The following is a 25,090-nucleotide window of genomic DNA, read 5'->3' as shown; positions in this document are numbered from 1 at the left end:
CGCCAATGCCCTGCAGCGGTACTTACCTATGCCATTCAGTAGTCCATGGGTGCGGTCAGAAACGGGTACGTGTAGTCAGCCGGGCGCCCCTCGGCGCTGTAGGGCTGAAAATCGACACCATGATCAGCCTGCTCGAGCAACTTGAGCCAACGCCGCGCCTTTGCCTGGTCAATCGACTGCAGCGCGGGCACGCTGTGCTCACGCAGGCCATCGCGATTGACCACCAGCCCCCGCGCATCGTCGTGCAGCATGACCATGGCCCAGCCACCCAAGGTGAAGTGCCCACCCATCAACACCCCAAGGCGCCCGTCGACCCGCGCCCGCAACGCCTCGGGCGAACTGTTGACGGCGCTGAACACGGCATCGCGCCCTGGCATGCGCCCAGCCGCCTCGAATGCCTGCATGGCGCCGAAGGCCATCTCATCGTTGGCCGACCACACAAGCGTGGTGTTCGGGTAACGCTGCAGCAACACACGCGCCTGCTCGAAAGCGCGCTCACGGCTCCAGCCGCCATACACCACCTGGCGCAGGCGCACCTGAGGGAAGTCGGCCAAAGCGCGGCGCATGCCCGCTTCACGCTGTTGCGAGGCCGGCGTGGTTTTGACCCCGGCGAAGGCCACCAGGTCCACCGGCCCGTCAGTGCGGGGGAGCAAGGCAACCATCTGGTGCAGCATCTGGTAACCGGCCTGCTCGTCGTTGGTGGTCAGCGTGCCCAGCACCTGGGGGTACTTCTCGGGCTGCGCCTCGATGCTTTGTGCCTGGCTGGCCGTCAGCCCATTGTTGACCAGAAACAGCTTGACCCCGGTCCCCTTCGACAGGCGGATGATTTCCGGCGCCACATACTGTTCGTTGACCAGCACCAGGTAGTCCGGCCGGTGCGGGCCCTTGAGCAGCGCCCGTGCCTGGCTCAGCGTTCGCTCGGCATTGCGCTCGCTGTATTCGACCCGCAGCGTCATGCCCAGGTCGTCAGCCGCTGCCTGCATGAAGCGCGCATAACTGACCCAAAATGTCTCGGTGGACAAGCCGGGGTTAAGGAACACGACGGAAGCAGCCTGCGCATTGGCTGCCAACGGCAGGCTCAGGCACAAGCTGTGGCAAAGCGCCTTGAGCATGCGGTTACACCCCTTGCAACAAACCCGCGAGTATAAACCCACGGCACAGGCGGACGAACAAATGCCAGTCAGTCTCACTTAGTTCGTTTGGTTCTTTTCATATGCAAAAACATCACTTTAGCGCATAAACACACTCTGATATCGTTCCCCAGCTCCGAACCGGAGTGCGCGGCCGTGCGCGCGAATAGCTGCATGCAGCCTGAGACAGGACTTTTATGTACGTATACGACGAGTACGATCAGCGGATCATCGAGGACCGCGTCAAGCAGTTCCGTGATCAGACCCGCCGCTACCTGGCCGGGGAGCTGAGCGAAGAAGAATTCCGCCCTCTGCGCCTGCAGAACGGCCTTTATATCCAACGTTTCGCCCCGATGCTGCGTGTCGCCGTGCCCTATGGCCAGCTGAACGCGCGCCAGGTCCGCACACTGGCTAAGATCGCTCGCGACTACGACAAGGGCTATGCCCACATTTCCACCCGCCAGAACGTGCAGTACAACTGGCCGGCGCTGGAAGACATCCCAGATATCCTCGCCGAGCTGGCCACCGTGCAGATGCACGCGATCCAGACCAGCGGCAACTGCCTGCGCAACACCACCACCGACCAGTTCGCCGGTGTTGCCGCAGATGAAATCATCGACCCGCGCCCTTGGTGCGAGATCGTCCGCCAGTGGACCACCTTCCACCCGGAATTCGCCTACCTGCCGCGCAAGTTCAAGATCGCCATCAACGGCTCGAAAGAAGACCGCGCGGCCATCGAAGTGCACGATATCGGCCTGGAGCCGGTGCGCAACGCAGCGGGCGAGCTGGGCTTCCGTGTACTGGTTGGCGGCGGCCTGGGGCGTACCCCGGTGGTCGGCGCGTTCATCAACGAGTTCCTGCCTTGGCAGGACCTGATCAGCTACCTCGACGCCATCCTGCGCGTGTACAACCGTTACGGTCGCCGTGACAACAAGTACAAGGCGCGGATCAAGATCCTGGTCAAGGCGCTGACGCCTGAAGTGTTCGCCGAAAAGGTCGAGGCCGAAATGGTCCACCTGCGCGGCGGCAACAGCACCCTGACCGAAGACGAAGTACAGCGTGTTTCGCGCCACTTCGTCGACCCGGACTACCTAGCCCTGGACAACGTCGACTACAGCGCCCAAGACGCCGAAGCCCCCGGTTTCGCACGCTGGCGCTCGCGCAACACCCGCGCCCACAAGCGCCCTGGCTATGTGGCCGTGACCTTGTCGCTCAAGCCCACCGGCGTTGCCCCTGGCGACCTGACCGACAAGCAGCTGGACGCCGTGGCGGACCTCGCCGAGCGCTACAGCTTCGGCTTCCTGCGCACCTCGCACGAGCAGAACATCATCCTCGCCGACGTTGAGCAGCGCCAGCTGCACGCCCTGTGGCTGGAGCTGCGCGAAGGTGGCTTTGCCACGCCGAACATCGGCCTGCTGACCGACATCATCTGCTGCCCGGGCGGTGACTACTGCTCGCTGGCCAACGCCAAGTCGATCCCGATCGCCGAATCCATCCAGCGCCGTTTCGACGACCTGGACTACCTGTTCGACATCGGCGAGATCGACCTGAACATCTCCGGTTGCATGAACGCCTGCGGCCACCACCACGTGGGCCACATTGGCATCCTCGGCGTGGACAAGAAAGGCGAGGAGTTCTACCAGGTGTCCCTCGGCGGCAACGCTGCGCGTGACGCGAGCCTGGGCAAGATCCTCGGCCCATCCTTCGCCCAGGACGCCATGGCCGATGTGATTGAAAAGCTGATCGCCGTGTACGTTGAACAGCGTACCGAGGAAGAGCGTTTCATCGACACCTACCAGCGTATCGGCATCGACCCCTTCAAGGAACGCGTCTATGCAGCGAATCATTAAAAACAACCAGATCGTCGATGAAACCTGGCACCTGCTGCCCAAGGAAACGTCGTTCGACGAGTTGACCAACTGCGACGACTACATCGTCCCGCTGCAACTGTGGCGCGACCATGCCCACGTGCTCAAGGCCCGCGACGGTGGCCTGGGCATCTGGCTGGACAGCGACGAAGAAGCGGAAGAGATCGGCGAAGACGTGCAGCACTTCCAGGTCATCGCCTTGAACTTCCCGGCTTTCACCGACGGGCGCAGTTACTCCAACGCGCGCCTGCTGCGTGACCGCTACAAGTTCACCGGTGAGCTGCGCGCCATTGGCGACGTGTTGCGCGACCAGTTGTTCTTCATGGCCCGTTGTGGCTTCGATGCGTTTGCCATCCGTGCCGACAAGGACCCGGAAGACGCACTGCAAAGCCTGAAGGACTTCTCGGTGACCTACCAGGCCGCCGCCGACCAGCCGCTGCCGCTGTTCCGCCGCCGCTGATCATCATCACCCCTGGCCCGCGCTCTGGCGGGCAGGGGTGTTGTTACATACCCCTCTTCACCCGCCCCCGTCAGCCCCTGCGCCCCGGTGGCTTCCTTGTCACGCTCACCGCCCCCGCTTCTGCCGCCCGCGCCCACTCGGCTTGCAGGCGCGCCAGCGCATTGCGCACCCGCCCCATGACCGCCTCGCTTAAGTGGTTCTGCTCAAGATTTACGGTCTCCGGATGGGCCTCGATCCAGCCGAGTGCCTCCTCGCTCAATGCCGCGATACGGTTGCCACGCAAGTCCACGACCATGTCGGGATGACGCTGCAGCAACGCCAAGGGCACATTGCGTAAACCGGTCGCGCGTAGCGATAGGTAGCGCAGTTGCACGTTGTAGTGCAGCCTCGGCGCCATGCCCAACGGGTTACCCTCCAGGCTCAGGACTTGCAACCGGGAGAACCATTCCAGTCGCAACTCGCTTCGGGCGTCCAAAACAATCGCGTTGTCACGCAGATCCAGACGGGACAAGCGGCCCAGGCCATTCAGTTGCTCCGGCACGCGGGTCAGCCGATTGGCACTGAGGTTGAGGATGCTTAGCCGGGCAAGGTTGCCAAGGCTGCGTGGCACATCGTCCAGCAGGTTGCCACCCAGCTGCAGGTTTTCAAGGTTCGGCAGTTGCCCTGCGCGGTCATCCAGCACAGCGATTTGATTGAAAGAAAGGTCGAGACTGGCCAAGTGCTCCAACTGCTCGATACCGGCCGGCAACTCGCCAAGCTGATTGCCACTGAGGTCCAGGTCCGTCAGTTGCCTGGCATTGCCCAAGCCGTCCAAGGTCTCGAGTAGATTACCCCCCAGACTCAACCTGCGTAGGCGCGGCAGATGCTCAAGCCCCTCAAAGGCCGAGAGCTGATTGCCTGAGAGGTCGACGTCCTCCAGGTTGGGGAAGCGGCGCAGGAAATCGCCGCTGAGCGTGGCAAGTCGCTGGTTGCGTAGTGACAACGCGCGCAGGCGTTCGAACTGGATGCCAGCCGGCAGTTCGGGAAGCGAACTGACCGCCAGCCCATCGCCGGATGAGCCCAAAGACGGCAGTTCATCTCGGTAATTTGACTGCCAGGCTTCGCGCAGGACACCGGCGATGTACGACCGCGCAGCATATTCCGGTTCACTGGGTTGCCCGCGCCACGCCTCGAAGCTGTGTTCAAGCTGCCGCGACAAATGCGCATAGGCAAGGGTGCCGGGCCCATGCGGGGGCTCAAGCCGATACCAGGTCCACGGGTTGCCACGCGCAAGGGTGAGCGTGAGTACCTGCTCCTCTTCCCTGCGCTGGGCAACGATCGCATTGACCGGTCCGCTTGGCGCATGGTCCTGGCCCGGCTCTGGCACCAGCGCGGCCAGACGCGTACCGTACCTGCGGCGAATGGCTGCAAACTGCGCGCTGTATTCGACCCGCACGTGGTCGTGCCAGAACGCCTGCTGCGCCAGGAACTGGCTGAGCGCCTCTGGCGTCTCGGCCCGGTGCACGGCAGCCTCGGCCTCGGCCAGGTCGCCCAGCGTCACCGTGTCGACATGCTGTAGGTCCAGGTGGGCCGGCTGGCCGTAGAGGCTCAACGGTTCTGCAAGCCCCACCCGGAATGCCAAGTAGATTTCGTCCTGATCGCGTTGGCCTGGCCGCCCTTGCAAGCGCTCGATGTGCTGTGCGGCAAAGCGGTCGACCTGATCGAGCCGGAACAGCTCACGGCCGAGGTTGCGCAACTCACGCTCGACCCGCCGGCCTCGCAGGCCATCGGTGCGCAAGGCAACTTGCAGCCTGATGACCAGCACATCGAGGTCGGCCCGCCCGCGCGGCATGGCGGCCTGCTCGAGCACTGCACGCCTCACATGGGTATGGTGAAACATGGCAGTGAGCAATTCACCGACACGACGCCGCATACCCTGCGCTTGCCGGGTAAAGTCTTCTGAGTGCAGCAGTTCTGCGAGGTACCCAAAGAACGCATCGCTGTCGGCTTCGGCGCTTAGCGCTTCCCATTGCCCGCGACGACGGGCGGCTTCCGCCTCGCTCAGCCCCTCGAACCACCGTTCATGTTCATCCACCCTTTCCACGACCGGCGGGGGCGGGGCAACGTTCAAACGCTCAAGCGCAACCGGGGACAGCGGGTTGCCGTGTAAACGCACGCTGTCGGGGTTGGCCCGCAGCAAGGCGGCCTGCGCCTCACTGACGTCAACGATGCGATTGTGACTGAGATCGACCCATTCAAGGTTCACCATGTGCGAGGTGTCGGGTATGGCTGTCAGCCGGTTTCGCGACAGGTCCAGTTGGTTCACCCGCGGAAAACGGGCGAGGAAATCGGCGTTGACCGCCGTCAACTCAAGGTTGCGCAGCGTCAACGCGGTCACATGATCAAAATTCACCGTCGGCGGAAGGTCGGGCAGGCTGCCCAACCGTGTGCCGTCAAGGACCAGTATGGGGTTGCCACTGGCATCACGTACGCGTCGCTGCCAGGCATGCCGAATGCGCCGTGCCACGCGCGTGCGCCTGATCAACTGTATCGGCCCGGACGATTGCCGGCGCCAGCGCCCTAACGCCTGATCCAGTGCACGCAGCGCTTCGCACAGCTGCAAGTAGTAGCTCCAGGGCGTCAGCCCCTGCTCACGGGCGGTATTCGTGAAGGCTTCAAGGGCGCTGTCATCGTAATCGGGGAACAGCCGCTGAATACCCCGGCGCAGTGCGCGATTGCTGCTTTCGCCACGCCCACTCAGGGGGTAGCCCAGGCGACCATCGCCCAGCCGCACCGGTGGCCGAAAACCCAGCCCGACCGGCGCCATGCCCAGCAGGGTGGCGGCCTTGTCACGCTGCTCGCTGGCCCACAGTGACAAGGCATCGGCCAGTGCCTGTGGGGATTCACTGGCTTCACCCAGAGCGCGACGCTGCCACGGGTCGAGCTGCAGCAACAGCGCCTGGAACAGGCTGTCTTCGGCCTTGGCCGCAGGCAAGGGGCGCCCGTAGGCATCCAAGGCCTGATAGCCCTTGGCAGTTTTGAGCACGCTGCGCACTTCATCGGCTGCCGGTGCACCCGCCCAGGCGGTCCGCTCGCCGGTCAGCGTGCCGCTGCGCAGCTCTATGCGTACAGCTCGCCAGGGCGCCCGGTCGGCAATCAAGGCCAAGGCCAGTTGCTCGCTGTCGCGATTGAGCGCTGCCGCTTGCAGCAGACCGGCACAGGCGCGGTCCAGGCGCGCATCCCGCAGGTACCAGCGCGCCTGCTCGGCCAAGGCCAGCGGTACGCGCTGGCGTGCTTGTAGGTGCTCGACCTGTGCCTCGGTAGCGTGCTCGATGATCTCCCTGGCCACGTTCACCGTGAGCCCGGGAAAGTCACGCTGCAACAGGGCTTCGTCCGCCGTGGAGGGCGCTTGCTGCGCCTGCAGATGACGCTCGAAGCCTTCGTCCCGCAACCAGGGCAACTGGTCATGCAGTTGATGACGCTGCACGGCATCCAGCAGCCGCGCGGGGGGCGGTGCGTGCTCTACATGCAGTCGGCGCAGTTGGTCCTCGTCGAGCCCGGTTGCGCGCAACACTTCATGGGCCACCTGGTCATCGAGTTGCGCCAGGTCATGGCCCAGGTCACGCAACAACTGCGCACTCCCCTGCCACTCGAGGGGGCGTTCGAGTTCATGCTGCCAGCCGCCGGCATCATTGCCCTCAAGCAAGGGCGCATAGGCATCGACGCGGACAGGGTGGCGGATGCGCCGTTGCTGCGATTCAGCGTCTAGCTCGGTCAAGTGCCTTGCTACCGGTGTACGCAGGTACTCTCGCCCCTCTGCCAAGGTCAGTTGCCCCACAGCGCCTGGCCCCTCGACGGCATAGCCGGGGAGCTCGGGGTCGCACAGTTTCAACCCGTGCGGACCGGCCTGCACGGGGACCCATTCATCGACCACGGCTGCACGGGCCAAACGATGCGAGGCAGCAGCCGCACCGACATTGGCTGCTGTCATGATCACGGTCTCGGCCACGGCATAGACATGCTCCAGTGCGCCCTGCCGGTCACCCAGCTGCCAATCGGCATACCCCTCGTACACCTCGCCCGCCACCTGCAGCGCTGTGATGCCCAACAACGGCAACGCCAGCACCGGTAAGGCGAAACTCGCCAAGCCCAGTGCATCAAGGGCAAAGCTCAGGTAGAAGTGCAAACGCCGGTCCCGCTCTTGGGCATCCACAGCGGCGGTGGGCACGGCATGCACTTTGGCGTTGTCCAGCAGGGTATCGATCTGCTGCTTGCGCAAGTGCGCGAACAACGGCAGCTCGATCTCCTCGTGGCGGCCGTCGAGCTGAACAGGTGCATTTTGGCCCGCACGTTTCAACGCGTTGTCCAGGGCTCGCGTGTAGGCTTCTCGGTCTCGCTCACCGATGAACCGCTGGAAGAACTCGACGTACTTCGGCAAGCGGAACTGTTTGCCCAAAGTTAGGAACAGCGAGTCCCAGGAGGCGAACCAGGTCAACGGGCCGTGAGGGTCATCGGGGATCCAGCAGAGCACGCCTTCTTGGCCAGCATGACGGACCTGGAAGGCCACGGCCCCTCGCACCCGCTGGCCAAACACCCTGATCTGCCGCGGTTCGAACCCGGCGATCGCTGACTTGGTCGCGACCATGGCCACCAGCGGCGTACATTGCTCACAGGCATGCGCCACGATCTCTCCATTGACCAGCGACTGTCGCAGAGCGGCCTCCAGGCTTGCGCGAAAGCCCTCCTCCATCAACGCTTCGATTTGCCGGCCAGCCTCCCCGCCAGGGGTCAACCGCCCCCGCAGGTAAGCCTGGTATTGGCCGCCCAGGTCGAGCGAGCGGCACAGCAAGGTGAATGCCTTGGGCAACAGACCGAGAATTTGCCCCTCGCTGTCCAACACCGCACTCCCCTGCATGAGCCCAGTGGCGAGGGTTTCGCCCTCGGTGAAGTTGTGCAGTGCCGACTGCAACAGGCTGTGCTGGTAGACCTGCGTTTTGACCCCATCTGGGATCTGGGCAACGAACGACGGAAAGCGCTGCAAGGTTCTGCGCCGCAGGGTGGCCTGACGCACATCGACTGTCAGTTGGTGTTGTTTCTGCAATGCGTGTTGCAGCAACGGCGCGGCAAACGCATCCAATGGCGTGATCCGTGCCAGCAAGCTGTGCAGCTCATGCTGCACCTGTTGCTGCCAACGCTGGCTTTCGTGCAGGCCGTAGAGGGCCTCCAGCGAGGCCGCCGTCAGCCAGGCAGGCAAACGGCTGGCGATCAGGGCGTCGGTGGAGTCGTTGGCAAAGGGTAGATCTGGCATCGCAGGCTCCTTGGGCCGGAGCTGCGATTGCACCAGTGCAGGGCGAGGCGCTTGCGGTAACTATGCAAAGCACCTCGCCCACAGCGGCGTCAGCCGCGTTGGCTCAGTGTGTCAAACCGCGCCCACGCCGCCCGCCAACGCGCCAGGTCTTGCTCATCAAGGGGGTTGTTGTTCAGGTTGAGCCGGTTGGGGTATTGCCGAATCCACGCCAATGCTCGCTCGCTCAGCTCGACGATCAGGTTGTCGGCGAGGTCCACGTACACCTGGGCATGACGTTCCAGAAACACCAAGGGAAACTCACTCAAGCCGGTCGCGCGCAGCGACAGATGGCGCAAGTGGTCGAGGTTGCGCAGTGGCGGGATCATGCCTATCGGGTTGCCCTTCAAACTGAACGTCCGCAGCTCGCTGAACGCTTCCAGCCGTTGGCCGCCTACCACGTCGATGACGATCTGGTTGTCCCCCAGGTACAGCTCGGTCAACTGCCGCAGCCGCTCCAAACCCTCGGGTATCGCCTCAAGCTGGTTGCCGCGTAAATTGAGGATTCTCAAGCTGGGCATATTGCCAATCACCGCAGGTACGCTGCGCAACCTGTTCTCGGCCAGGTGCAGCTGCAACAGCCTGGTCAGCCCGCTCAGTGTGCCCGGTAGCTCGCCAAGGCGATTACCTGAAAGGTTCAACTGGGTCAGGCCGACCATGCGCTCGATACCCCCTGGCAGCGACGTGAACTGGTTGTTGCTCAGGTTGAGGTACTGCAGCCGGATCAACCGGTGAATCTGCTCCGGAAGTGCTGACAGCAGGTTGTCACTAAGGTCCAGTTGGGTCAGCAGCGTCAGCCCCTGCACACCGTCAAGCACCGCCAGCTGGTTGCCCCGCAGGTCCAGGCGCGTGAGCCGGGTCAGGGTTGCCAAACCGGGCACCTGCGTGAGCGCGTTGTCGTTCGCGATCAGTTGGGTCAATGACGACAGGTGCTGCACCCCCTCGAGGGTAGTCAACCGGTTATGCTGCACATCCAGGCTGACCAAACGACGCAGGCTGCCTAGCCCAGGCAGCTCCACCAGCCGGTTGCCACTCAACTGCAAGCTTCGCAACTGAGAGAAGCGGCCGAGGAAATCCCCCTCCAGCGCGCTCATCCCGACATTGCTCAAGCACAGTCTGTGCAGGTGCCCGAAGTGAAGATCTGCCGGCAGCACGGGCAGGTTGCCCACAGGCTCGTTGCGTACAATCAACTCATCGACCCCGCCAGGGCCATAGAAATCTGGCTCCCAGGCCTCGCGAATCATTTGCCCGACGCGCTGACGTCGATGGTAATTGACGGCCGTGGCCTGCCCCCGCCAAGCGCGCAAGCTCAAGTCGAGGCGTTCGACCTGCCTGGCCAGTTCACTGAAGGCTGCCCAGACCGTGCGCCCAGGCCTTTGCGCCAGCTGCAGCGCCAGCCACATCACATCCTGTGCCGGGCGGTGCGGGAACAATTGGTGCAGCCCGGCGCGAATGGACTGGCGAGCGCGCATATCTGCCGTGGTGAGCACCTGACCGCGCGGTGGGCGCAGGGCATCGCCACCACTCAGTGGGTAGCCCAGCCGACCATCGCCGAAGCGCACGGGCGGACGTATCGCGCCCTCCTTCGGCACCATGCCAAGCAGCATTGCCGCACGCTCGCGTTGCTCACCGGCCCGCACTGCCAAGGCATGCCCAAGCTGCTCGCCCGTCTGGCCACCCTCACCTAGCACCTGTTTTTGCGCCTCATCGAGGTGCCACCACAGTGCCTGGAACAGGGTGTCATTTTCGCTGGCTGCAGGCGACGCTTGGTAACCCTGGCCGCGCCTGATGAGGTAACGCACGTCAGCGGCCCCTTCTGCCCCGACGTGGGCGAGCAGGTCCCCGCTCGGGCTGTCATTGCGCAGTTCGACCCGCACGCTTTGTGCCCAGGGCGCCACATCAGCGAGCAGGCCCAATGCCAACCGCTCGGTGTCGGCATTCACCGCCGCCGCTTGATAGAAGCCTGCGCAGGCACGGTCCAGGCGGCTGTCACGCAACAGCCAGCGCGCTTCGCTGGCCAAGGCAAGCGGCACGCGCTGGGTGCCGATCATGCGCTCGACCTCATCAGGCCCGGCGCGCTGGGTGATCTGCCGCGCAGCGCGCGGGGAAAGGCCCGGGAAGTCACGTTTCAACAGCTGCTCTGCCGCCTCCAGGGGGCGTTGCAGCCCACTCAGGTGCAGCTCGAAGGCATCGCCGTGCAATTCAGGATACTGCGCATGCAACTGATAGCGCTGCAAGGCGTCGTGTAACCGTGCCGGTGCTGGCGCATGCTCAAGGTGCAGGCGCCGCAGGCGCGCTTCATCAAAGCCGGTCGTGTGCATGACACGCTCGGCCGTCAAAGGGTCGAGCGACGCCCACGCGCTGTTCAAGCGCTGCATCAACTGCGGCGCCCCTTGCCAGTGCTGCGGGGTTTCCAACTGATGACTCCACCCACCCTCGCCGTTGCTGTCGAGCAAGGGCGAGTACGCCCCCGGCCTGCCGGGGTGACGGATGCGCAGCCCGGCCCCCTGGGCATCTTCTACAACCTCATAGGTCGCCACGTGGGTGCGCAATCGCACCTGGCCGGCCACTTGCGCTCGCTCGCCAACGGCCAACCCCTGATCGGGCACCGCGTAGCCGGGCAAGGTCGCATCGATCAGGCGCAGGTCATGGCGTTCGGTCAGCACGGGCACCAGTGCATCGACATAGGCAGATCGTTCGATCAAGCGCCCCGCGGCCACACCGATCGACGCCAATGCCACGCCCGCCGCCAGGTCTTCAGCAACACCCCACAAGTGGTTCAGTGCCCCCTCACGATCACCGAGCTGCCAGTCGGCGTACCCCTCATAGACTTCATCGGTGATCTGCAGCGCAGCGATGCCCAGCAACGGCAGGCCCAGCACGGGGACGAACAGGCTGGCCAGCCCCAACAGATCAAGCCCAGCACGTTCATAATCGTGCTTGCGCCGTTCGCGCTCGGCCTGGTTTACCTGGGCGGTCGGCGTGGCCAGCACGCTCGCATCGTCAAGCACGATAGCGAGGCGCCGCTGACGCAGATGCTGAAACAGAGGCTGCTCGATCGCCTGGCTGCGGCCATCGAGCTGCAGCGCCAGGCCGCCCGTTCGGGCTTGCAACAAGCGGCGCAGCGCCTGGTTGAAGGCAAGCCGGTCGCGCTCGCTGACAAACCGCTGAATGAAGGCCGGATAGCCATTCACCCGGCACCTCTCGCCCAAACTGCGCCACAGCGCCGCCCACGAATCGAATCGCCGCAGCGCACCTTGGGCATCATCCGGCACCCACAGCACGACCCCTTCGAGTGGCGCATTCGGCACGCCCTCGCGACGCGCTTCGAACGCCACGACCCCGTGCAGCACCTTGCCCAGCACACGAAGCTCGAACGGCAACAATCGGGTCGGGTCGGACGCCACTGCGGCAGCCTTGGAGATGATCGGCAGGCACTGCAGGTACGTGCGCTCGTCGATCTCACCCTTGATTGCCGCCAGCCGCACGTCGGCCTCCAAGTTGGCGCGGCCGCCTTCTTCGAGCAACGCAGCTACCCGCGTGCCCTCGTCCCCCGATGCAAGCAGGATAGATTCAAGCTGGCGCTGGTACTGCCCACCGACATCCACGCTTCGGCATAACGTAATAAAGGCCTCTGGGCTCAGCGCCTGCACTGCCCCTTGAGCATCCACGATCACCCGGGTTTGCAGGCTGCCGGCAGGCGAGGTTTCTTGCGCAGCGAAGTTGTGCAGCGCGGCGGCCAGCAGCGTCACTTCACTGACCTCGCGCACCGCGTTACCCAGCCCCCCGGGCGCTACGGAGCTGCTTGGAATGAGGGTTGTGTGGCGCAACTTCAGCTGGCGAACATCAAGCCCCGGCAACTGCCGTTCGCTCAATGCCCGGTCAAGCAGCGCCTGGGCGAATGTATCCAGTGGCGCAATACGCGCAAACAGCGCTGCCAGCCGATGCTGGGTGCGCTGTTGCTGCTGCAGGCTTGCCCGCAACTTGCCCAGGTGGTCGAGAGACACGGTGCTGAGCCACGCGGGCAGGCGGCTTGCAATCAGGGTGTCGACGAGATTGGGTTGTGGCGACGGGGTGGTCATTGGCAGCCTTTACGATTGAGAGTTCAGGCCGCAGCTAAGCAGTGTTGCGTCGAGCATCCGCAGTACTTATGTCAACCGAGGCGTGAGCCCGCGCGTGCAACGGCTTCGATTGCATGCGCCGCGATCAAAGTCATCCCACCCATTCGTGACTACAGGTCAAATGACCTTGGCGCAGACCCGCCTTAATCAATTCATCTGAAACCCGCACACTGCTCCCCACTCGAACAGGTATCGAACCGGGCCACTCGCCTTCATTCGATCCACCTCTCACTGATCAGGAGCACTTCCATGAGCATTCCCTCTTTCGGCCTGGGCACCTTCCGCCTCACCGGCCAAGCGGTCATCGATTCGGTCAAGTCGGCCTTGGAGCTGGGCTACCGCGCCATCGACACCGCACAGATCTACAAGAACGAAGCCGAAGTGGGCCAAGCCATCGCCGAAAGCGGCGTGCCGCGCAGCGAGCTGTTCATCACCACCAAGATCTGGGTCGACAACTACGCCGCCGACAAGCTGATCCCCAGCCTGCGCGAAAGCCTGACCAAACTGCGTACCGACCATGTCGACCTGTTGCTGATCCACTGGCCGGCACCGGGCAATGGCGTCGAGCTGCCCGAGTACATGGCAGCCCTGGCTGAGGCCAAAGCGCTAGGACTGACGCGCAAGATCGGTGTGTCCAACTTCAACATCGACCTGACCCAGCAGGCCATCGCGGTCGTTGGCAAGGGCGAAATCGACACCAACCAGATCGAGCTCAGCCCTTACCTGCAAAATGCCAAGCTGGCCGCGTTCCTGCAGGATCAGGGCATCACCGTCACCTCCTACATGACCCTGGCCTATGGCAAGGTCCTGAAAGACCCGGTGCTGGCCGAGATCGCCGCCAAGCACAAAGCCACCGTCGCGCAGGTCGCCTTGGCCTGGGCCCTGCAATTGGGCTATGCGGTGATCCCGTCGTCGACCAAACGCGAGAACCTGGCCAGCAACCTGCTCGCCCGCGACCTGCGCCTGGACGCCGACGACATGGCGCGCATCGCCACGCTCGAACGCAACGGGCGTGAAGTCAGCCCGGATGGCCTGGCGCCAGCCTGGGACTGACTGACCCGCCGCTGCCGCTTGCACTGTAGGAGCAGCCTTGTGCTGCGAAGAGGCCGGTGAACCCAGCATGAATCTTCGCTGTGCTCACCGGCCTCTTCGCAGCACAAGGCTGCTCCTCCCCCCTTCATCCAATCCGGAGCGCTCGATGAGTACGCTTTCTCCCAAACGGGTCCTGTTCGCCCTGGCCATCGGCGCCTTCGGCATCGGCACAACCGAATTCACCCCCATGGGCCTGTTGCCCGTGATCGCCCAAGGCGTCGATGCAAGCATCCCCAGCGCCGGCATGCTGATCACCGCCTACGCCATCGGCGTGATGGTCGGCGCACCGATCATGACCTTGCTGTTCAGCCGCTTCGGCAAGCGCGCCGCGCTGATGTCGCTGATGGCCATCTTCACCTTGGGCAACCTGTTGTCGGCACTTTCGCCGGACTACTACACGCTGCTGGCCTCCCGACTGGTCACCAGCCTCAACCACGGTGCCTTCTTCGGCCTGGGCGCCGTGGTTGCTGCCAGCGTGGTGCCCAAAGACAAACAAGCCAGCGCCGTGGCGACCATGTTCATGGGCCTGACCATCGCCAATATCGGCGGCGTGCCTGCCGCCACCTGGGTCGGCCAGCAGGTCGGCTGGCGCATGGCGTTTGCCGGCACGGCGGTACTCGGCCTGCTGGCCATGGCCGCGCTGTGGTACGCCCTGCCCAAGGGCGAACGCGGCAGCGTGCCCCATGTGCGCAAGGAACTGGCCGTGATTGCCCGCCCCAGCGTGCTGCTGGCCATGGCCACCACCGTGCTGGGTGCCGGCGCCATGTTCACCCTGTACACCTACGTGGCGCCGGTGCTGGCCGAGCTGACCGGTGCCTCGGACAGCTTCGTCACCCTCGGGCTGGTCCTGATCGGCGTGGGCTTCACCTTGGGCAACAGCCTCGGCGGCCGCCTGGCCGATTGGTCACTGGACGGCGCGGCACGGATCTTCCTGGGTGCCTTGGCGGTGATCATGCTGCTGATGCCACTGGTGCTGGGCAGCCACCTGGGCGCCGCCCTCGCGCTGCTGGTGTGGGGTGTGTTCACCTTCGCCGTAGTGCCGCCACTGCAGATGCGCGTCATGACCGCCGCCGCCGAGGCTCCAGGGCTGGCCTCTTCGATCAACGTCGGCGCATTCAACCTTGGCAATGCCGTGGGCGCTGCGCTCGGGGGTGGGGTGATCAGCCTGAACCTGGGCTACGCGGCGGTACCGATGGCAGGTGGGCTGCTGGCGGCTGCGGGGCTGCTTTTGGTATGGCTCGGCGGGCGCGCCAAGGCGACGGGCACAGCGCTGGACGGCGCAGCCTAAACCCCTGAGAACCTCCCCTAGAGGAGATGTTTCATTGATTTAGCAGGGCCCCGTGGGAGCCGGCTTGCCGGCGAACACCGGCAAAGCCGGTGCCATAAACCGCGTCGCCTGCATCGCCGGCAAGCCGGCTCCCACAGGTGCGGCGGTCCGACTTGCCCGCGAAGAGGCCGGATCAAGCACCACAAGACAGCTGCCCCCACAGAGTCAGGGACTCACTTGCGACCTCCGCATCCCAACATTATTCCGCCGCCCGCAATTATGAAGTGCCGGGCACGCCGATTCCCTGTACCGCCCTCGATGACTACGCTCCTAGCTATAAACCACCTGAGGAGTGCCTACGATGCCCCGCCCACCGCTGCCCCCTTTCACCCGCGAAACCGCCATCGAAAAGGTCCGTCTTGCCGAAGACGGCTGGAACAGCCGCGACGCCGCCAAGGTGGCGTTGGCCTACACGCCCGATACCGTGTGGCGTAACCGTGTCGAGTTCCCCCGTGGTCGGGCCGAGGTGGAGGCCTTTCTGACACGCAAGTGGAACCATGAACTGGAGTATCGCCTGATCAAGGAGCTGTGGGCCTTCACCGGCAACCGCATTGCCGTGCGCTACGCCTACGAGTACCACGATGACAGCGGCCAGTGGTTCCGTGCCTATGGCAATGAGAATTGGGAATTTGCCGAGGATGGCCTAATGCAGAACCGCCATTCGAGTATCAACGAGCAACCTATCGCCGAGGCGGATCGCAAGTTCCATTGGCCCCTGGGGCGGCGCCCGGACGATCACCCCGGGCTCAGTGACCTGGGCCTCTGATCGCCACCGGTGGGTCAGCCGACAGGCAGCGTGACCGTGACCTCGAGCCCACCGCCCTGGCGGTTGCTCAGGGTCACGCTACCGCTCTGTTCGAGGACGATGGCGCGCGCCGCCGGCAAGCCCAGGCCGACCCCGCCGGTGTCCTTGTTGCGTGAGCCTTCGATGCGGTAGAAGGGCTCGAAAACGCATGCCTGCAAGTGCTCTGGGATGCCCGGGCCTCGGTCAAGAACGCGGATGATGATCTGCTCGTCAGTGATCGCCAACTGCACCGTCGGCTCGGTGCCGTACTTCACCGCATTTTCGATCAGGTTGACCATCACCCGCTTGATACCAATGGGGCGGCCCACATAGACCCACCGGCGCGGCCCGCTGAGGTCGATGTCCACCCCCGCATCCTTGAAGTCGTCGACCACGGTCGACAACAGCTCGCCCAGGTCGAACGCCGTGGCCGGCTCCAGCCGTGCATCATCGCGGAAAAACTGCAGCGCGGCGTCGACCATCGCCTGCATCTCGTCCACGTCCTTGAACAACTTGGCCTGCAGTTCGCCCTCTTCGATGAACTCGGCGCGCAGGCGCATTCGTGTCAACGGGGCGCGCAGGTCATGGGAAATCGCCGCGAGCATCTGCGTGCGGTCGTCGAGAAAATGCTTGAGCTGGGCCTGGGTGGCGTTGAAAGCCAGAATGGCCTGGCGCAGGTCGTAAGGGCCGACCACTGGGATCGGTGGCGCGTTGAAGTCTTTGCCAAAGCGCCGCGCACCTTCGGCGAAGCGCTCCAGAGGGCGGGCCAGGTAGCGTGTGGCAAATAGCGCGAGCGCCAGACTGGAGACGATCATCAGCGCCACAATGATCAGGTTGCGCGGCAGTTCATCCAGCCCCCAGCTGCGGTCGGTGGCGCGATAGAGCAGCCATGACTTGTCTGACAGTTCGATCAGAAGCGCATAGCCACGCGGTTGCGCCTGCGCGGGCAAGTCGGACGGCCCGTAGACTTCGATCTGCGCGTCCGGGCGCGCCAGAAGTGCGCGCAATGTCGGCGCACCTTGGTGAAATTCGTTATCTACCAGGGCTGGCAAACCGGCCTCGTCCCGCTGCAGTAGCCATTGCACGCTGTACGACACATCACCTGCGGCGCTGGCCAAGGTCGGCCGCTGCGCCACAGGTGCGGCGTCGACCATGCGGGCGACGGTAGCAACCTTCTCGATCAAGCCGCTTTCCAGCAACGGCGGCTGCGCCCACACGCTGAGCAGCACACTGAACAGCCATTTGAGCAGCAGCAGGCTGAGCATGGCCGCCAGGGTAGTGAGCGCGATCCAGCGGGCAATGGTGACGCGTGGCCGTGGCAGGGCCCTGCGCGCCCAGGCCAGCAGCCTCATCGTTTGGTCACGCTGGCGGTGAACAGGTAGCCGACGTTGCGCAAGGTGCGGATCAACGGTTCGCTGTCGCCGTCGCTCTCAAGCTTGCGCCGCAGCCGGCTCACCTGCACGTCGATGCTGCGGTCGTAGGCCTCGTGCGCTTCGCCACGCGCCAGGTCCAGCAGTTGCTGGCGGCTGAGCACGCGCCTGGGGTGCTCGGCGAACACCAGCAGCAGCTCGAATTCGCCGTTGGACAAGGGGATCATGACCCCCTCCGGCGAGCGCAACTCACGTCGCAGCACGTCCAGCTGCCAGCCAGAGAATTCCAGTACGGCACGCGACGAGGCAGGCACTGGGCTGCCCAGACTCTCGCCTGCCCGGCGCAGCACCGCCCGCACCCGGGCCAGCAACTCGCGAGCGGCGAACGGCTTGGTCAGGTAGTCGTCCGCGCCCAGCTCCAAGCCCACCACACGGTCGCTCAGTTCGCCCATGGCGGTGAGCATGATCACCGCTACCTTGTACTCGGCCTGCAAGCGCTGGCACAGCACCAGACCACTGTCGCCCGGCAGCATGACATCCAAAATGACCAAGTCCGGCACGCGCCGTTCAAGTGCCTGCCAAAGGCCTTGGCCATCACTGGCTACATCGACCTCGTAGCCGTGCTGGCGGAGAAACTTCTGCAGCAGGTCGAGTACTTCGACATCATCGTCGACAATCAGCAAATGGCTCACACCAGGGCACCGCGAACAGAGGGAGTAAAGGCTTACTTTACGGCCATCCCAGGGCTGTCGTCATATATTTCAACCCGGAAACAAAGCGTCAGCCGGGCAATAATCCAGACATTCCCAGGCAATCAACCGGCCACACCATCGGCGCCAGTTCTTGTCAGGAATGTGCCCATGCCCACCGCTACCCCCACTGCCTGGTTTTCAGCCCGCCATGCGCTACTGGCCTTGTCATTGCTCGCTGCCGGCGGCTGCAGCCAGCGGCCACCTGCCAGTGCCTGTGGCCCTGTGGCGTATCAGCTCAGCGACCCCGCCGAGCCCGCCAACCGCGCCGTGTTCGCCTTCAACCGCAGTGTCGATGATTACCTGCTGGCACCGGTCGCCCGTGGCTATAGCGCATTGCCTGATTTCACCCGGCAGGGCGTGCACAACTTCGCCGCCAACTTCGGCGAACCCAAGGTCTTGGTCAACGACCTGTTGCAAGGCAACGGCGAACGGGCGATGACCAGCCTGACGCGCTTCATGTTTAACACGACCCTAGGCGTCGCCGGCTTGATCGATGTGTCCGGGAAAATGGGGCTACCCCGGCACACGTCGGACTTTGGCCAAACCTTCGGCGTGTGGAACATTGCCGATGGCCCGATCGTCGAGCTGCCGCTGCTGGGCACCCACAACCTGCGCGATGCGACCGGCAGCTTGCTGAGCTTGGCGGTCGACCCGTTCGGCGACAACAGCGACACGGTCGACACCCTGGGCAATGTGGCCATGGCAGGCAGTGTGGTGGATGGCCGCGCCGAAGCGCTGCCGGTTACCGACACGTTGCGCATCCTGCCTGATTACTACCTGGCCGTGCGTGACTACACCGCCCAACAGCGCGCCGAGTGGGTAGCCGAAGGCAAGGCAGGCGCGCCTGGCAAACGGCCAGCGAGCTGCACAGGGGTGCCCATCGATGAATGATGCTCAGCCGGTGGTGTTGTTCAGGCGTCTGCAGCGCGACACTCGCCAGCAGGTGCTGCACGAGCTCGAGGCGCGGGTTTCCGAGGATGGCCAGCATCTGATTCTGAGCCGCTATCGCGAGCGCACGGGCGACGGCGCTGCTGCACAGCAGCGTCACGAAGTGCACCGCCGTGTGCCCATCACAACGCTGCTGAAATGGATGGCCCGGCAAAGCCTGGTGCACGAGCCATCCTGAAGAGGAGCTTCAGAGCGTGATCTTGCTGGCTGCGGCAAGCAGCAAGGGCGCCATCTGTTTGTCGGTGATCGCCTTCGACTACGGAGAAACCCTGTAACTGCCGTGGCCTCTCGCAGGCAAGCCCGCCACAGGGTCAGCGTTGAGCGGCCAGTGCATCGGCTGCGGGCACGCTGAAGCCGCTGGCGAAGGTCGGTGCCACATCCAGCCGTTGGCTCATCAGGCCGTGGGCCTTATAGAAGTCGGCGGTTTCCTGTTGTTCGGCAATGGTGGTGGCGTCGATGGCCTGCCAGCGCAATTGGCGGCGTTCGAACTGCAGGCGCGCGGCCTCTTCAGGGAAGCCGATGATCGCCGCGAGGGTTTTCGAATAACTGTCCAGGTGCTGATACGCCCAGACCTGGGCGCCGGCCAGGCGTGCCAGGTAGTCCTGCAGTGCGGCCCGGCGTGGCGCATCCTCCAGCGCGCTGTCGGTGGCTGCGAGGAAGCTGTTGCCGCTGGACAGGCCACGGCCATTGACCAGCACCCTGCCCTGACCGCTCAACTCGGACAGCGCGGTGTAGGGCTCCCAGGTCGACCAGGCGTCCACCGCGCCATTGGCCAAGGCAATCTTGGCATCGACCGGGCCGAGAAAGCGAAACTCCACGTCCTTTTCCGACAGGCCAGCCTGGTCCAGCGCCTTGAGCGCCAGGTGATGGCCAATCGACCCGCGGCCCGTGGCGATGCGCTTGCCCTTGAGGTCGGCGGCGCTGTTGAAGGGCGCGTCGGGGTTCACCAACAATGCCGTGCCGTAAGGGTCGGACTTGTCGACGGCGATCGCCTTCACCGGCGCCCCGGAGGCGAGCACGAACAGCAACGGTGCATCGCCGATGATGCCGGCATCGATCGCCCCAGCATTCAGCGCCTCGGCCAAGGGCGCAGCGGCGGGGAACTCGGCCCATTGAATGTCGTAGGGCAAGTCGCGCAAGGCACCGGCGGCCTCCAGCTGCGCACGCATGTTGCCTTTCTGGTCACCAATGCGCAGGGTCAGGCGTTCGGTTGCGAAGGCTTGGGTCGCCAGCAATGCACTGGCGGCAATCATCAGAAGGTGGGATCGGATGGACATCCGCGGCTCCTTGCAGGTAGGGAACCTGGACTCTAGCGGCAGCTAATTAATAAATGAAATTAATTTTAGCGATAACCTAATATGCAAAACAAAGCACAAACCAGTGACTATCGAACCCTCGACACCTGAAGCAACAGGCCACCTGCATCACTCAAGCGCGCAACCGGTGTACAGTAACCCCACAACAAAGCCCGTCAAGGAGCCCGGCGATGACCGTGACGCTGTCCCCCCTGCAGATCGACTGCGATTTCGATTCCGGCAACATCCAGGTACTGGATGCCAGCAACCCTGCCAAGGTCCACCTGGCCATCCGGCCGGACACCCACAGCGGCCACTTCCAGTGGTTTCACTTCAAGGTCAGCGGGTTGACGCCGGGCCAGGTCCATCGCTTCAGCCTGGATAACGCCTCCGAATCCTCCTACAAGAATGCCTGGGCCGGGTACAACGCCGTGGCCTCCTACGACCAGCAGACCTGGTTCCGCGTACCCAGCCAGTTCGATGGCAAGGCATTGTCATTCGAAGTGACTGCCGAGCAGGAACAGATCTGGTTCGCCTACTTCGAGCCCTACCCGCGCGCGCGCCACAATCAACTGATCGAGCGCGCCAAGCAGATCCCCGGTGTCGAACTGCTGGCCAGCGGCCGCAGTGTGCAAGGGCGCGACATCCCCTTGCTGCGTGCAGGCGACGGCGCAGCCGGCAAGCGCAAGCTGTGGCTGATTGCCCAGCAACACCCGGGCGAGCACATGGCCGAGTGGTTCATGGAGGGCGTGATCGACCGCCTGCAAGCCAACGATGGCCGGGTGCAGCAACTGCTGGCAAAAGCCGACCTGTACCTGATCCCCAACATGAACCCGGACGGCGCCTTCCTCGGGCATCTGCGCACCAACTTCAAGGGCAAGGACCTCAACCGTGCCTGGCAGGACGCCAGCGTCGAGTTCAGCCCTGAGGTGTTCTTTGCCCAGGCGCAGATGAAGCAGTACGGGGTGGATGCGTTCATCGATGTGCACGGGGATGAAGAGATCCCCCATGTGTTCACTGCGGCGTGCGAGGGCAACCCCGGTTACACACCACGCCTGGCTAAGCTGGAGGAGCAGTTCCGGAGCACGCTGTGCAGCGTGACCCCGGACTTCCAGACCGTGCATGGCTATACACGTGATGAGCCTGGGCAAGCCAATACCACGCTGGCGTGCAATGCGGTGGGCATGGCCCATGACTGCCTGTCACTGACGCTGGAAATGCCCTTCAAGGACCATGACGATGCACCCAATGCCGTTACCGGATGGTCAGGGGCGCGGTCGAAGGCACTGGCAGGGGCAGTGTTGGAGACATTGCTGAAGATGGCTGACGATCTGCGCTGACCTTCAAGGCCCCTTCGCGGGCTTGCCCGCGAAGGGGCAGGTTCAGTAGAACGCTAAAACTGCACGTCCAGCGTCACACTGTCGGTATAGCTCGCCGCCGGCGGTGTGGCCTGGTCGGTGTACACCTTGGCGTTGTAGTTGAACACCTGGCTGCCTGTCCCCGTACCCACCCCTGGGTTGATATCGGCATCACTGCTCGAACGCCGGGCACCGGTGACCGAGCCCCAGCGCACTGTACTGGCGCTCTTGAAGATATCGTAGGCCAGGTAGTTGTTGGCCGCCGACTTCATCCTGCGCCGCCCACCCGACACGTTCTGCCCGTCATCCAGCCCCACCGTGTAGCTGGTGCCCTTGGTACATGACAGGCTCACGCCTTGGTTCACCGTGGCAAACCCCGACACCACCGGCGCACTGCCGAAACTGATGGTGGGTGTGGTGATCTGGCAGTCGTTGCTCACCGTCAGGCTGACCGTGAGAAACTGAGTGCCGGAACTGTTATCTCGGCCGATGCACAAACCGCCAATGCCTATCCCATCGCAGTAGTTCCAGGCCCAGTTGACGCTCAGCGTCTCCTGGTAAAGCCCTGCCGCGACGTTACTGTTGAGCTGCGTGCGCATGTAGATCGGCACCGCCTTGGGTGTACCGTTGAGCAACCCGAGCAGGTCAAGAATGCCGTTGCGGGCAAAATCGAAGGCCACGCCACGGGTGATCGGGTAGTTGGTGCTGCTGTCGGCATACAGCGTGTAGGGGATGACGTCACCGGTGGGGCCGACCAAACCTCCGGTAGCCGGCAGAATGGTCGCTTTGAAGGTATCGCCACTGCCGAGCACACTGAGCACCGAGCCGTTGCACTGCAACCCCGAATTGCTGCTGAAGGCGGTCTGTATCGTGCTACGTACCAGCGTCGAGCTGATGGTGCCAAACGCTGCGGGCGAGGTTGGCACCGACAAACACTTGCCCCACGCCGCACCTGCCGGCAGCAGCAGCGCGCACGCCCACAACCCTCGCTGCCAGGTCTTCATCGGCACACCAATGGGCCGATCAAGGGGACCGAGCCTGCGCCTTCAGGCAGGTCGAATTCGACTTGGCACTGCCCTCCGCCCTCCAGCGCCACCTGCAGGCGGTTGTGCGGCGAGAGGTTCTCCAGGTAGACCAACCCATCCCAGCCAACCACCGCCTGGCTGCCACTTTCCTCGTGGGTCACTCGGCTGCCGAGCTTGATCACCTGCTGGTTAGCGTCCACCAACTCGATACTCGCCGCCAGCACGCGCCTGAGCGGGAACTCCAGCAAGTAGCCGCTGCCACGACGCACCGCCACACGCTGCTCCACTTCGGGTGCCAGGATGTCAGGCGGCAGGTCCATCGGGTCGATCTCATACTTGCCCCGGTAGTAACCACTGCTGTACGGCACCAGCAAATGGCCGCTGCTGTCGGTGCGGCCGATCTGCTGGTTCTCATAGCGCACCGGCACATCGGCATAGCCGTTGGTGCTGACGACCACGAAGGCGTCATCGATGCGGTTGGCGGCGAACACCCCGGCGTCCATCCAGACCAGCGAGCCGCTGGCGTCTGCCCAACGGGTCATCTCGCCACTGCTGCCGTATACACCGGCCTGCAACTGCACCGACTGCAGGCGCCAGGTGACATCGGCCTGGCGATAGGCATCGCGGTTGCCACCGGTGGCATACCCCAGGTTGTACCCGACGCCGCCACCCACCGGCACCGCCCTGCTGTAGTTGACCCGCTGCAGGTCCTCGCCTTCCTTGCTGCGTTCTGCGCTTAACGCCAGGGTACCGTTAAGGTCGAACGGCATGACCAGTTGCGCCTGCACAGCCCACTGGCTGTCACCGATTTCGCGGTTGGCCGACAGGTAGATGCTGCTGTTGCCCCACAGCGGCTTGCTCCAGCTCAGGTTGATCAGGCGCGTGCGCGAAGCGTCTGCGGCGCGTACGTCAAAATAGCCAGCGCCGAGGCTGCCATATTCATTGAGGTTGAGGCTGACGGTGACCTGCTCGCTGCGTTGGCTCAACTGCATGTCTGGGCTGTCGACCCGCGACAGGTCGGCGTAGTCGCCATGGCGCTGCAGGCGCTGGTAGCTGAAGCCGATGCGCTGGCTGTTGTACTGGTAGCCAAGGGCGACCTGATGGCCCTTCTCGCCGTCGAACTGGCTCTGTGCCAAGGCCGCATTCAGCACCCCGAAGTTGCCCAGGCGCATGTTGCCACCCAAGCCGCCCAGCACCAGTGACTCGGCGGTTTCGAGGTGGCTCTCTAGGGTAAAGCTGTCGCTGAGGCCATAGCGCAAGCTCCCCGAGGCGACCCCTGGCCCGTAACTGAAATCGCGCACTGCATAATCGCGGCGCAGGCTACCGGCAGCCACCGAGAAGTCCGACAGGCCTTTTTGCAGCAGGCTGCTGGTGACATAGAACGGCAGCGTGGTCGACACCTGCCGGCCGAGGGCGTCGGTGGTTACCACCACCGCCTCGCCTGCACCGTTGATGAACGGCACGTTGGTCAGGGTGTACGGGCCGGGCTGCAGCTCGGTGGTGCTGGACTTGTAGCCGTTGATGAACAGGTCCAGCGAAGTCGGTACCGCCGCCTCTCCGGCGAATGCGGGCAGCGGGTAGGTCACCAGGTCCGGACGAGCCGCGAAATCGCGCGACAGTTGCAGGCCGCCGACCCGCACCGCGCTGGTCCAGGGCAAGGCACCGGTGACGAAATCACCGGCTTCGTAGCTGAGCAGCCGTTGTTCATCCGTGAAGCGCCAGGTGCTGTCGTAACGCAGGAAGCCCTGGCGCGACTGGTCGGCCTGGGCGCCATTGAACGACTGGCGCCACTGGCCGGTACTGGAGAACGTCCCCCAGCTGTCGAACAGGCGCAGTTCGTTCCAGGCTGCCAGGTAGGTGCCACCCTCATCGGTGTCATTCAGGTACAGGTCGTAGTTGAACAAGGCGCCGAAACTGCTGCGCGCATCGCTGGCCGGGTACAGGTTGCGATCGCCCACCTGTTGGTCCGGCAACCAGGCCGGCGGCACCTGCAGTAGCAGGCGCTGGTTCTGGCTGTCGTAGTCGGCGTGCAGGCCTGGCACGGCATCCAGTGCCACCTCGCCCTGGGGGTCGCCCGGCAGGCTGATGCCGGCCGCGCGCAGCACATCACTGCCCAGAAACAGTTGCCCGGCCCGTTGCTGCACGGGCACCAGTTCAGCCCTGGGCATCTGGTTCACCAGCAGGTCGAGGTACAGCGTGGCGTCGGCGATGGCGGACATCTCCGTGGGTGGTGGCGG

Annotated in this window: 16 protein-coding genes; 8 read left to right on the top strand and 8 right to left on the bottom strand. The window is 64.1% G+C overall.

Annotation, left to right across the window (positions count from 1 at the left end):
• Nucleotides 1-35: 35 nt before the first annotated feature.
• Nucleotides 36-1,112: an ABC transporter substrate-binding protein gene (locus MFF34_RS05015; RefSeq protein ID WP_238210725.1), complete on the bottom strand. Its 1,077-nt coding sequence runs from the start codon at nt 1,110-1,112 to the stop codon at nt 36-38.
• Nucleotides 1,113-1,327: 215 nt separating this feature from the next.
• Here MFF34_RS05015 and MFF34_RS05010 point away from each other — a divergent pair, with 215 nt between their 5' ends.
• Nucleotides 1,328-2,980, top strand: coding sequence for a nitrite/sulfite reductase (locus MFF34_RS05010; protein ID WP_099429897.1), 1,653 nt, complete (start codon nt 1,328-1,330; stop codon nt 2,978-2,980).
• The gene (locus tag MFF34_RS05005; protein WP_099453512.1) at nt 2,964-3,458 is read left to right on the top strand and encodes a DUF934 domain-containing protein; all 495 of its coding nucleotides are present in this window, start codon (nt 2,964-2,966) and stop codon (nt 3,456-3,458) included. Before MFF34_RS05010 ends, MFF34_RS05005 begins: the two co-directional genes overlap by 17 nt.
• A gap of 70 nt (nt 3,459-3,528) precedes the next feature.
• Here MFF34_RS05005 and MFF34_RS05000 read toward each other — a convergent pair whose 3' ends face one another.
• Both MFF34_RS05000 and MFF34_RS04995 read right to left on the bottom strand, forming a co-directional pair.
• On the bottom strand, nt 3,529-8,745 hold the full coding sequence (locus MFF34_RS05000; protein ID WP_238210723.1) for an NEL-type E3 ubiquitin ligase domain-containing protein: 5,217 nt from the start codon (nt 8,743-8,745) through the stop codon (nt 3,529-3,531).
• A gap of 89 nt (nt 8,746-8,834) precedes the next feature.
• Complete coding sequence (locus MFF34_RS04995; protein ID WP_238210721.1) at nt 8,835-12,863, bottom strand: leucine-rich repeat domain-containing protein; 4,029 nt, start codon at nt 12,861-12,863, stop codon at nt 8,835-8,837.
• Nucleotides 12,864-13,151: 288 nt separating this feature from the next.
• On the opposite strand from MFF34_RS04995, the gene dkgB reads away from it, so the two are divergent.
• The 3 genes from dkgB to MFF34_RS04980 all read left to right on the top strand — a co-directional run bounded on the left by dkgB (nt 13,152) and on the right by MFF34_RS04980 (nt 16,087).
• Nucleotides 13,152-13,955, top strand: coding sequence for a 2,5-didehydrogluconate reductase DkgB (gene dkgB, locus MFF34_RS04990; protein WP_238210719.1), 804 nt, complete (start codon nt 13,152-13,154; stop codon nt 13,953-13,955).
• A 145-nt stretch (nt 13,956-14,100) separates the two neighbouring features.
• A complete protein-coding gene (locus MFF34_RS04985; protein WP_027593887.1) occupies nt 14,101-15,282 on the top strand; it encodes an MFS transporter in 1,182 nt (393 codons plus the stop codon).
• Nucleotides 15,283-15,622: 340 nt separating this feature from the next.
• Entirely contained in the window at nt 15,623-16,087 is a 465-nt protein-coding gene (locus tag MFF34_RS04980; protein ID WP_027593888.1) for a nuclear transport factor 2 family protein, read from the top strand.
• 14 nt (nt 16,088-16,101) lie between these two features.
• On the opposite strand, the gene MFF34_RS04975 is transcribed toward MFF34_RS04980, so the two are convergent.
• Nucleotides 16,102-17,457, bottom strand: a complete 1,356-nt coding sequence (locus tag MFF34_RS04975) for an ATP-binding protein (RefSeq protein WP_238210697.1) — start codon at nt 17,455-17,457, stop codon at nt 16,102-16,104.
• On the bottom strand, nt 17,454-18,167 hold the full coding sequence (locus MFF34_RS04970) for a response regulator (RefSeq protein ID WP_238210695.1): 714 nt from the start codon (nt 18,165-18,167) through the stop codon (nt 17,454-17,456). The genes MFF34_RS04975 and MFF34_RS04970 overlap by 4 nt, the downstream gene beginning before the upstream one ends.
• A gap of 168 nt (nt 18,168-18,335) precedes the next feature.
• Here MFF34_RS04970 and MFF34_RS04965 point away from each other — a divergent pair, with 168 nt between their 5' ends.
• Together MFF34_RS04965 and MFF34_RS04960 are read left to right on the top strand one after the other, a co-directional pair.
• Nucleotides 18,336-19,118: a VacJ family lipoprotein gene (locus MFF34_RS04965; RefSeq protein WP_238210693.1), complete on the top strand. Its 783-nt coding sequence runs from the start codon at nt 18,336-18,338 to the stop codon at nt 19,116-19,118.
• Nucleotides 19,111-19,353 (top strand): hypothetical protein, encoded by a 243-nt coding sequence (locus MFF34_RS04960; RefSeq protein WP_238210691.1) that lies wholly within the window; start codon nt 19,111-19,113, stop codon nt 19,351-19,353. Before MFF34_RS04965 ends, MFF34_RS04960 begins: the two co-directional genes overlap by 8 nt.
• A 133-nt stretch (nt 19,354-19,486) precedes the next feature.
• Here the strand turns inward: MFF34_RS04960 and MFF34_RS04955 are convergent, their stop codons facing one another.
• Entirely contained in the window at nt 19,487-20,452 is a 966-nt protein-coding gene (locus MFF34_RS04955) for an ABC transporter substrate-binding protein (protein ID WP_099429906.1), read from the bottom strand.
• Nucleotides 20,453-20,661: 209 nt separating this feature from the next.
• Here MFF34_RS04955 and MFF34_RS04950 point away from each other — a divergent pair, with 209 nt between their 5' ends.
• On the top strand, nt 20,662-21,810 hold the full coding sequence (locus MFF34_RS04950) for a M14-type cytosolic carboxypeptidase (protein WP_238210689.1): 1,149 nt from the start codon (nt 20,662-20,664) through the stop codon (nt 21,808-21,810).
• Between the two features lie 53 nt (nt 21,811-21,863).
• Here MFF34_RS04950 and MFF34_RS04945 read toward each other — a convergent pair whose 3' ends face one another.
• Both MFF34_RS04945 and MFF34_RS04940 read right to left on the bottom strand, forming a co-directional pair.
• Complete coding sequence (locus MFF34_RS04945; RefSeq protein ID WP_238210687.1) at nt 21,864-22,832, bottom strand: spore coat U domain-containing protein; 969 nt, start codon at nt 22,830-22,832, stop codon at nt 21,864-21,866.
• Entirely contained in the window at nt 22,829-25,072 is a 2,244-nt protein-coding gene (locus tag MFF34_RS04940; protein ID WP_371918142.1) for a fimbria/pilus outer membrane usher protein, read from the bottom strand. Before MFF34_RS04940 ends, MFF34_RS04945 begins: the two co-directional genes overlap by 4 nt.
• Between the last annotated feature and the right edge of the window lie 18 nt (nt 25,073-25,090).

This window comes from Pseudomonas sp. PAGU 2196 (assembly GCF_022179005.1).
GTDB classification, from domain to species: domain Bacteria; phylum Pseudomonadota; class Gammaproteobacteria; order Pseudomonadales; family Pseudomonadaceae; genus Aquipseudomonas; species Aquipseudomonas kermanshahensis.
The sequence above is the reverse complement of the archived record's forward strand: the minus strand, read 5'-3'. Positions and strand labels throughout refer to the sequence as shown.

Bases quoted from the DNA above. Each gene is read 5' to 3' on its own strand.
- MFF34_RS05015 (WP_238210725.1), bottom strand. From the start codon at position 1,112: ATGCTCAAGGCGCTTTGCCACAGCTTGTGCCTGAGCCTGCCGTTGGCA.
- MFF34_RS05010 (WP_099429897.1), top strand. From the start codon at position 1,328: ATGTACGTATACGACGAGTACGATCAGCGGATCATCGAGGACCGCGTC.
- MFF34_RS05005 (WP_099453512.1), top strand. From the start codon at position 2,964: ATGCAGCGAATCATTAAAAACAACCAGATCGTCGATGAAACCTGGCAC.
- MFF34_RS05000 (WP_238210723.1), bottom strand. From the start codon at position 8,745: ATGCCAGATCTACCCTTTGCCAACGACTCCACCGACGCCCTGATCGCC.
- MFF34_RS04995 (WP_238210721.1), bottom strand. From the start codon at position 12,863: ATGACCACCCCGTCGCCACAACCCAATCTCGTCGACACCCTGATTGCA.
- dkgB (WP_238210719.1), top strand. From the start codon at position 13,152: ATGAGCATTCCCTCTTTCGGCCTGGGCACCTTCCGCCTCACCGGCCAA.
- MFF34_RS04985 (WP_027593887.1), top strand. From the start codon at position 14,101: ATGAGTACGCTTTCTCCCAAACGGGTCCTGTTCGCCCTGGCCATCGGC.
- MFF34_RS04980 (WP_027593888.1), top strand. From the start codon at position 15,623: ATGCCCCGCCCACCGCTGCCCCCTTTCACCCGCGAAACCGCCATCGAA.
- MFF34_RS04975 (WP_238210697.1), bottom strand. From the start codon at position 17,457: ATGAGGCTGCTGGCCTGGGCGCGCAGGGCCCTGCCACGGCCACGCGTC.
- MFF34_RS04965 (WP_238210693.1), top strand. From the start codon at position 18,336: ATGCCCACCGCTACCCCCACTGCCTGGTTTTCAGCCCGCCATGCGCTA.
- MFF34_RS04960 (WP_238210691.1), top strand. From the start codon at position 19,111: ATGAATGATGCTCAGCCGGTGGTGTTGTTCAGGCGTCTGCAGCGCGAC.
- MFF34_RS04955 (WP_099429906.1), bottom strand. From the start codon at position 20,452: ATGTCCATCCGATCCCACCTTCTGATGATTGCCGCCAGTGCATTGCTG.
- MFF34_RS04950 (WP_238210689.1), top strand. From the start codon at position 20,662: ATGACCGTGACGCTGTCCCCCCTGCAGATCGACTGCGATTTCGATTCC.
- MFF34_RS04945 (WP_238210687.1), bottom strand. From the start codon at position 22,832: ATGAAGACCTGGCAGCGAGGGTTGTGGGCGTGCGCGCTGCTGCTGCCG.
- MFF34_RS04940 (WP_371918142.1), bottom strand. From the start codon at position 25,072: ATGTCCGCCATCGCCGACGCCACGCTGTACCTCGACCTGCTGGTGAAC.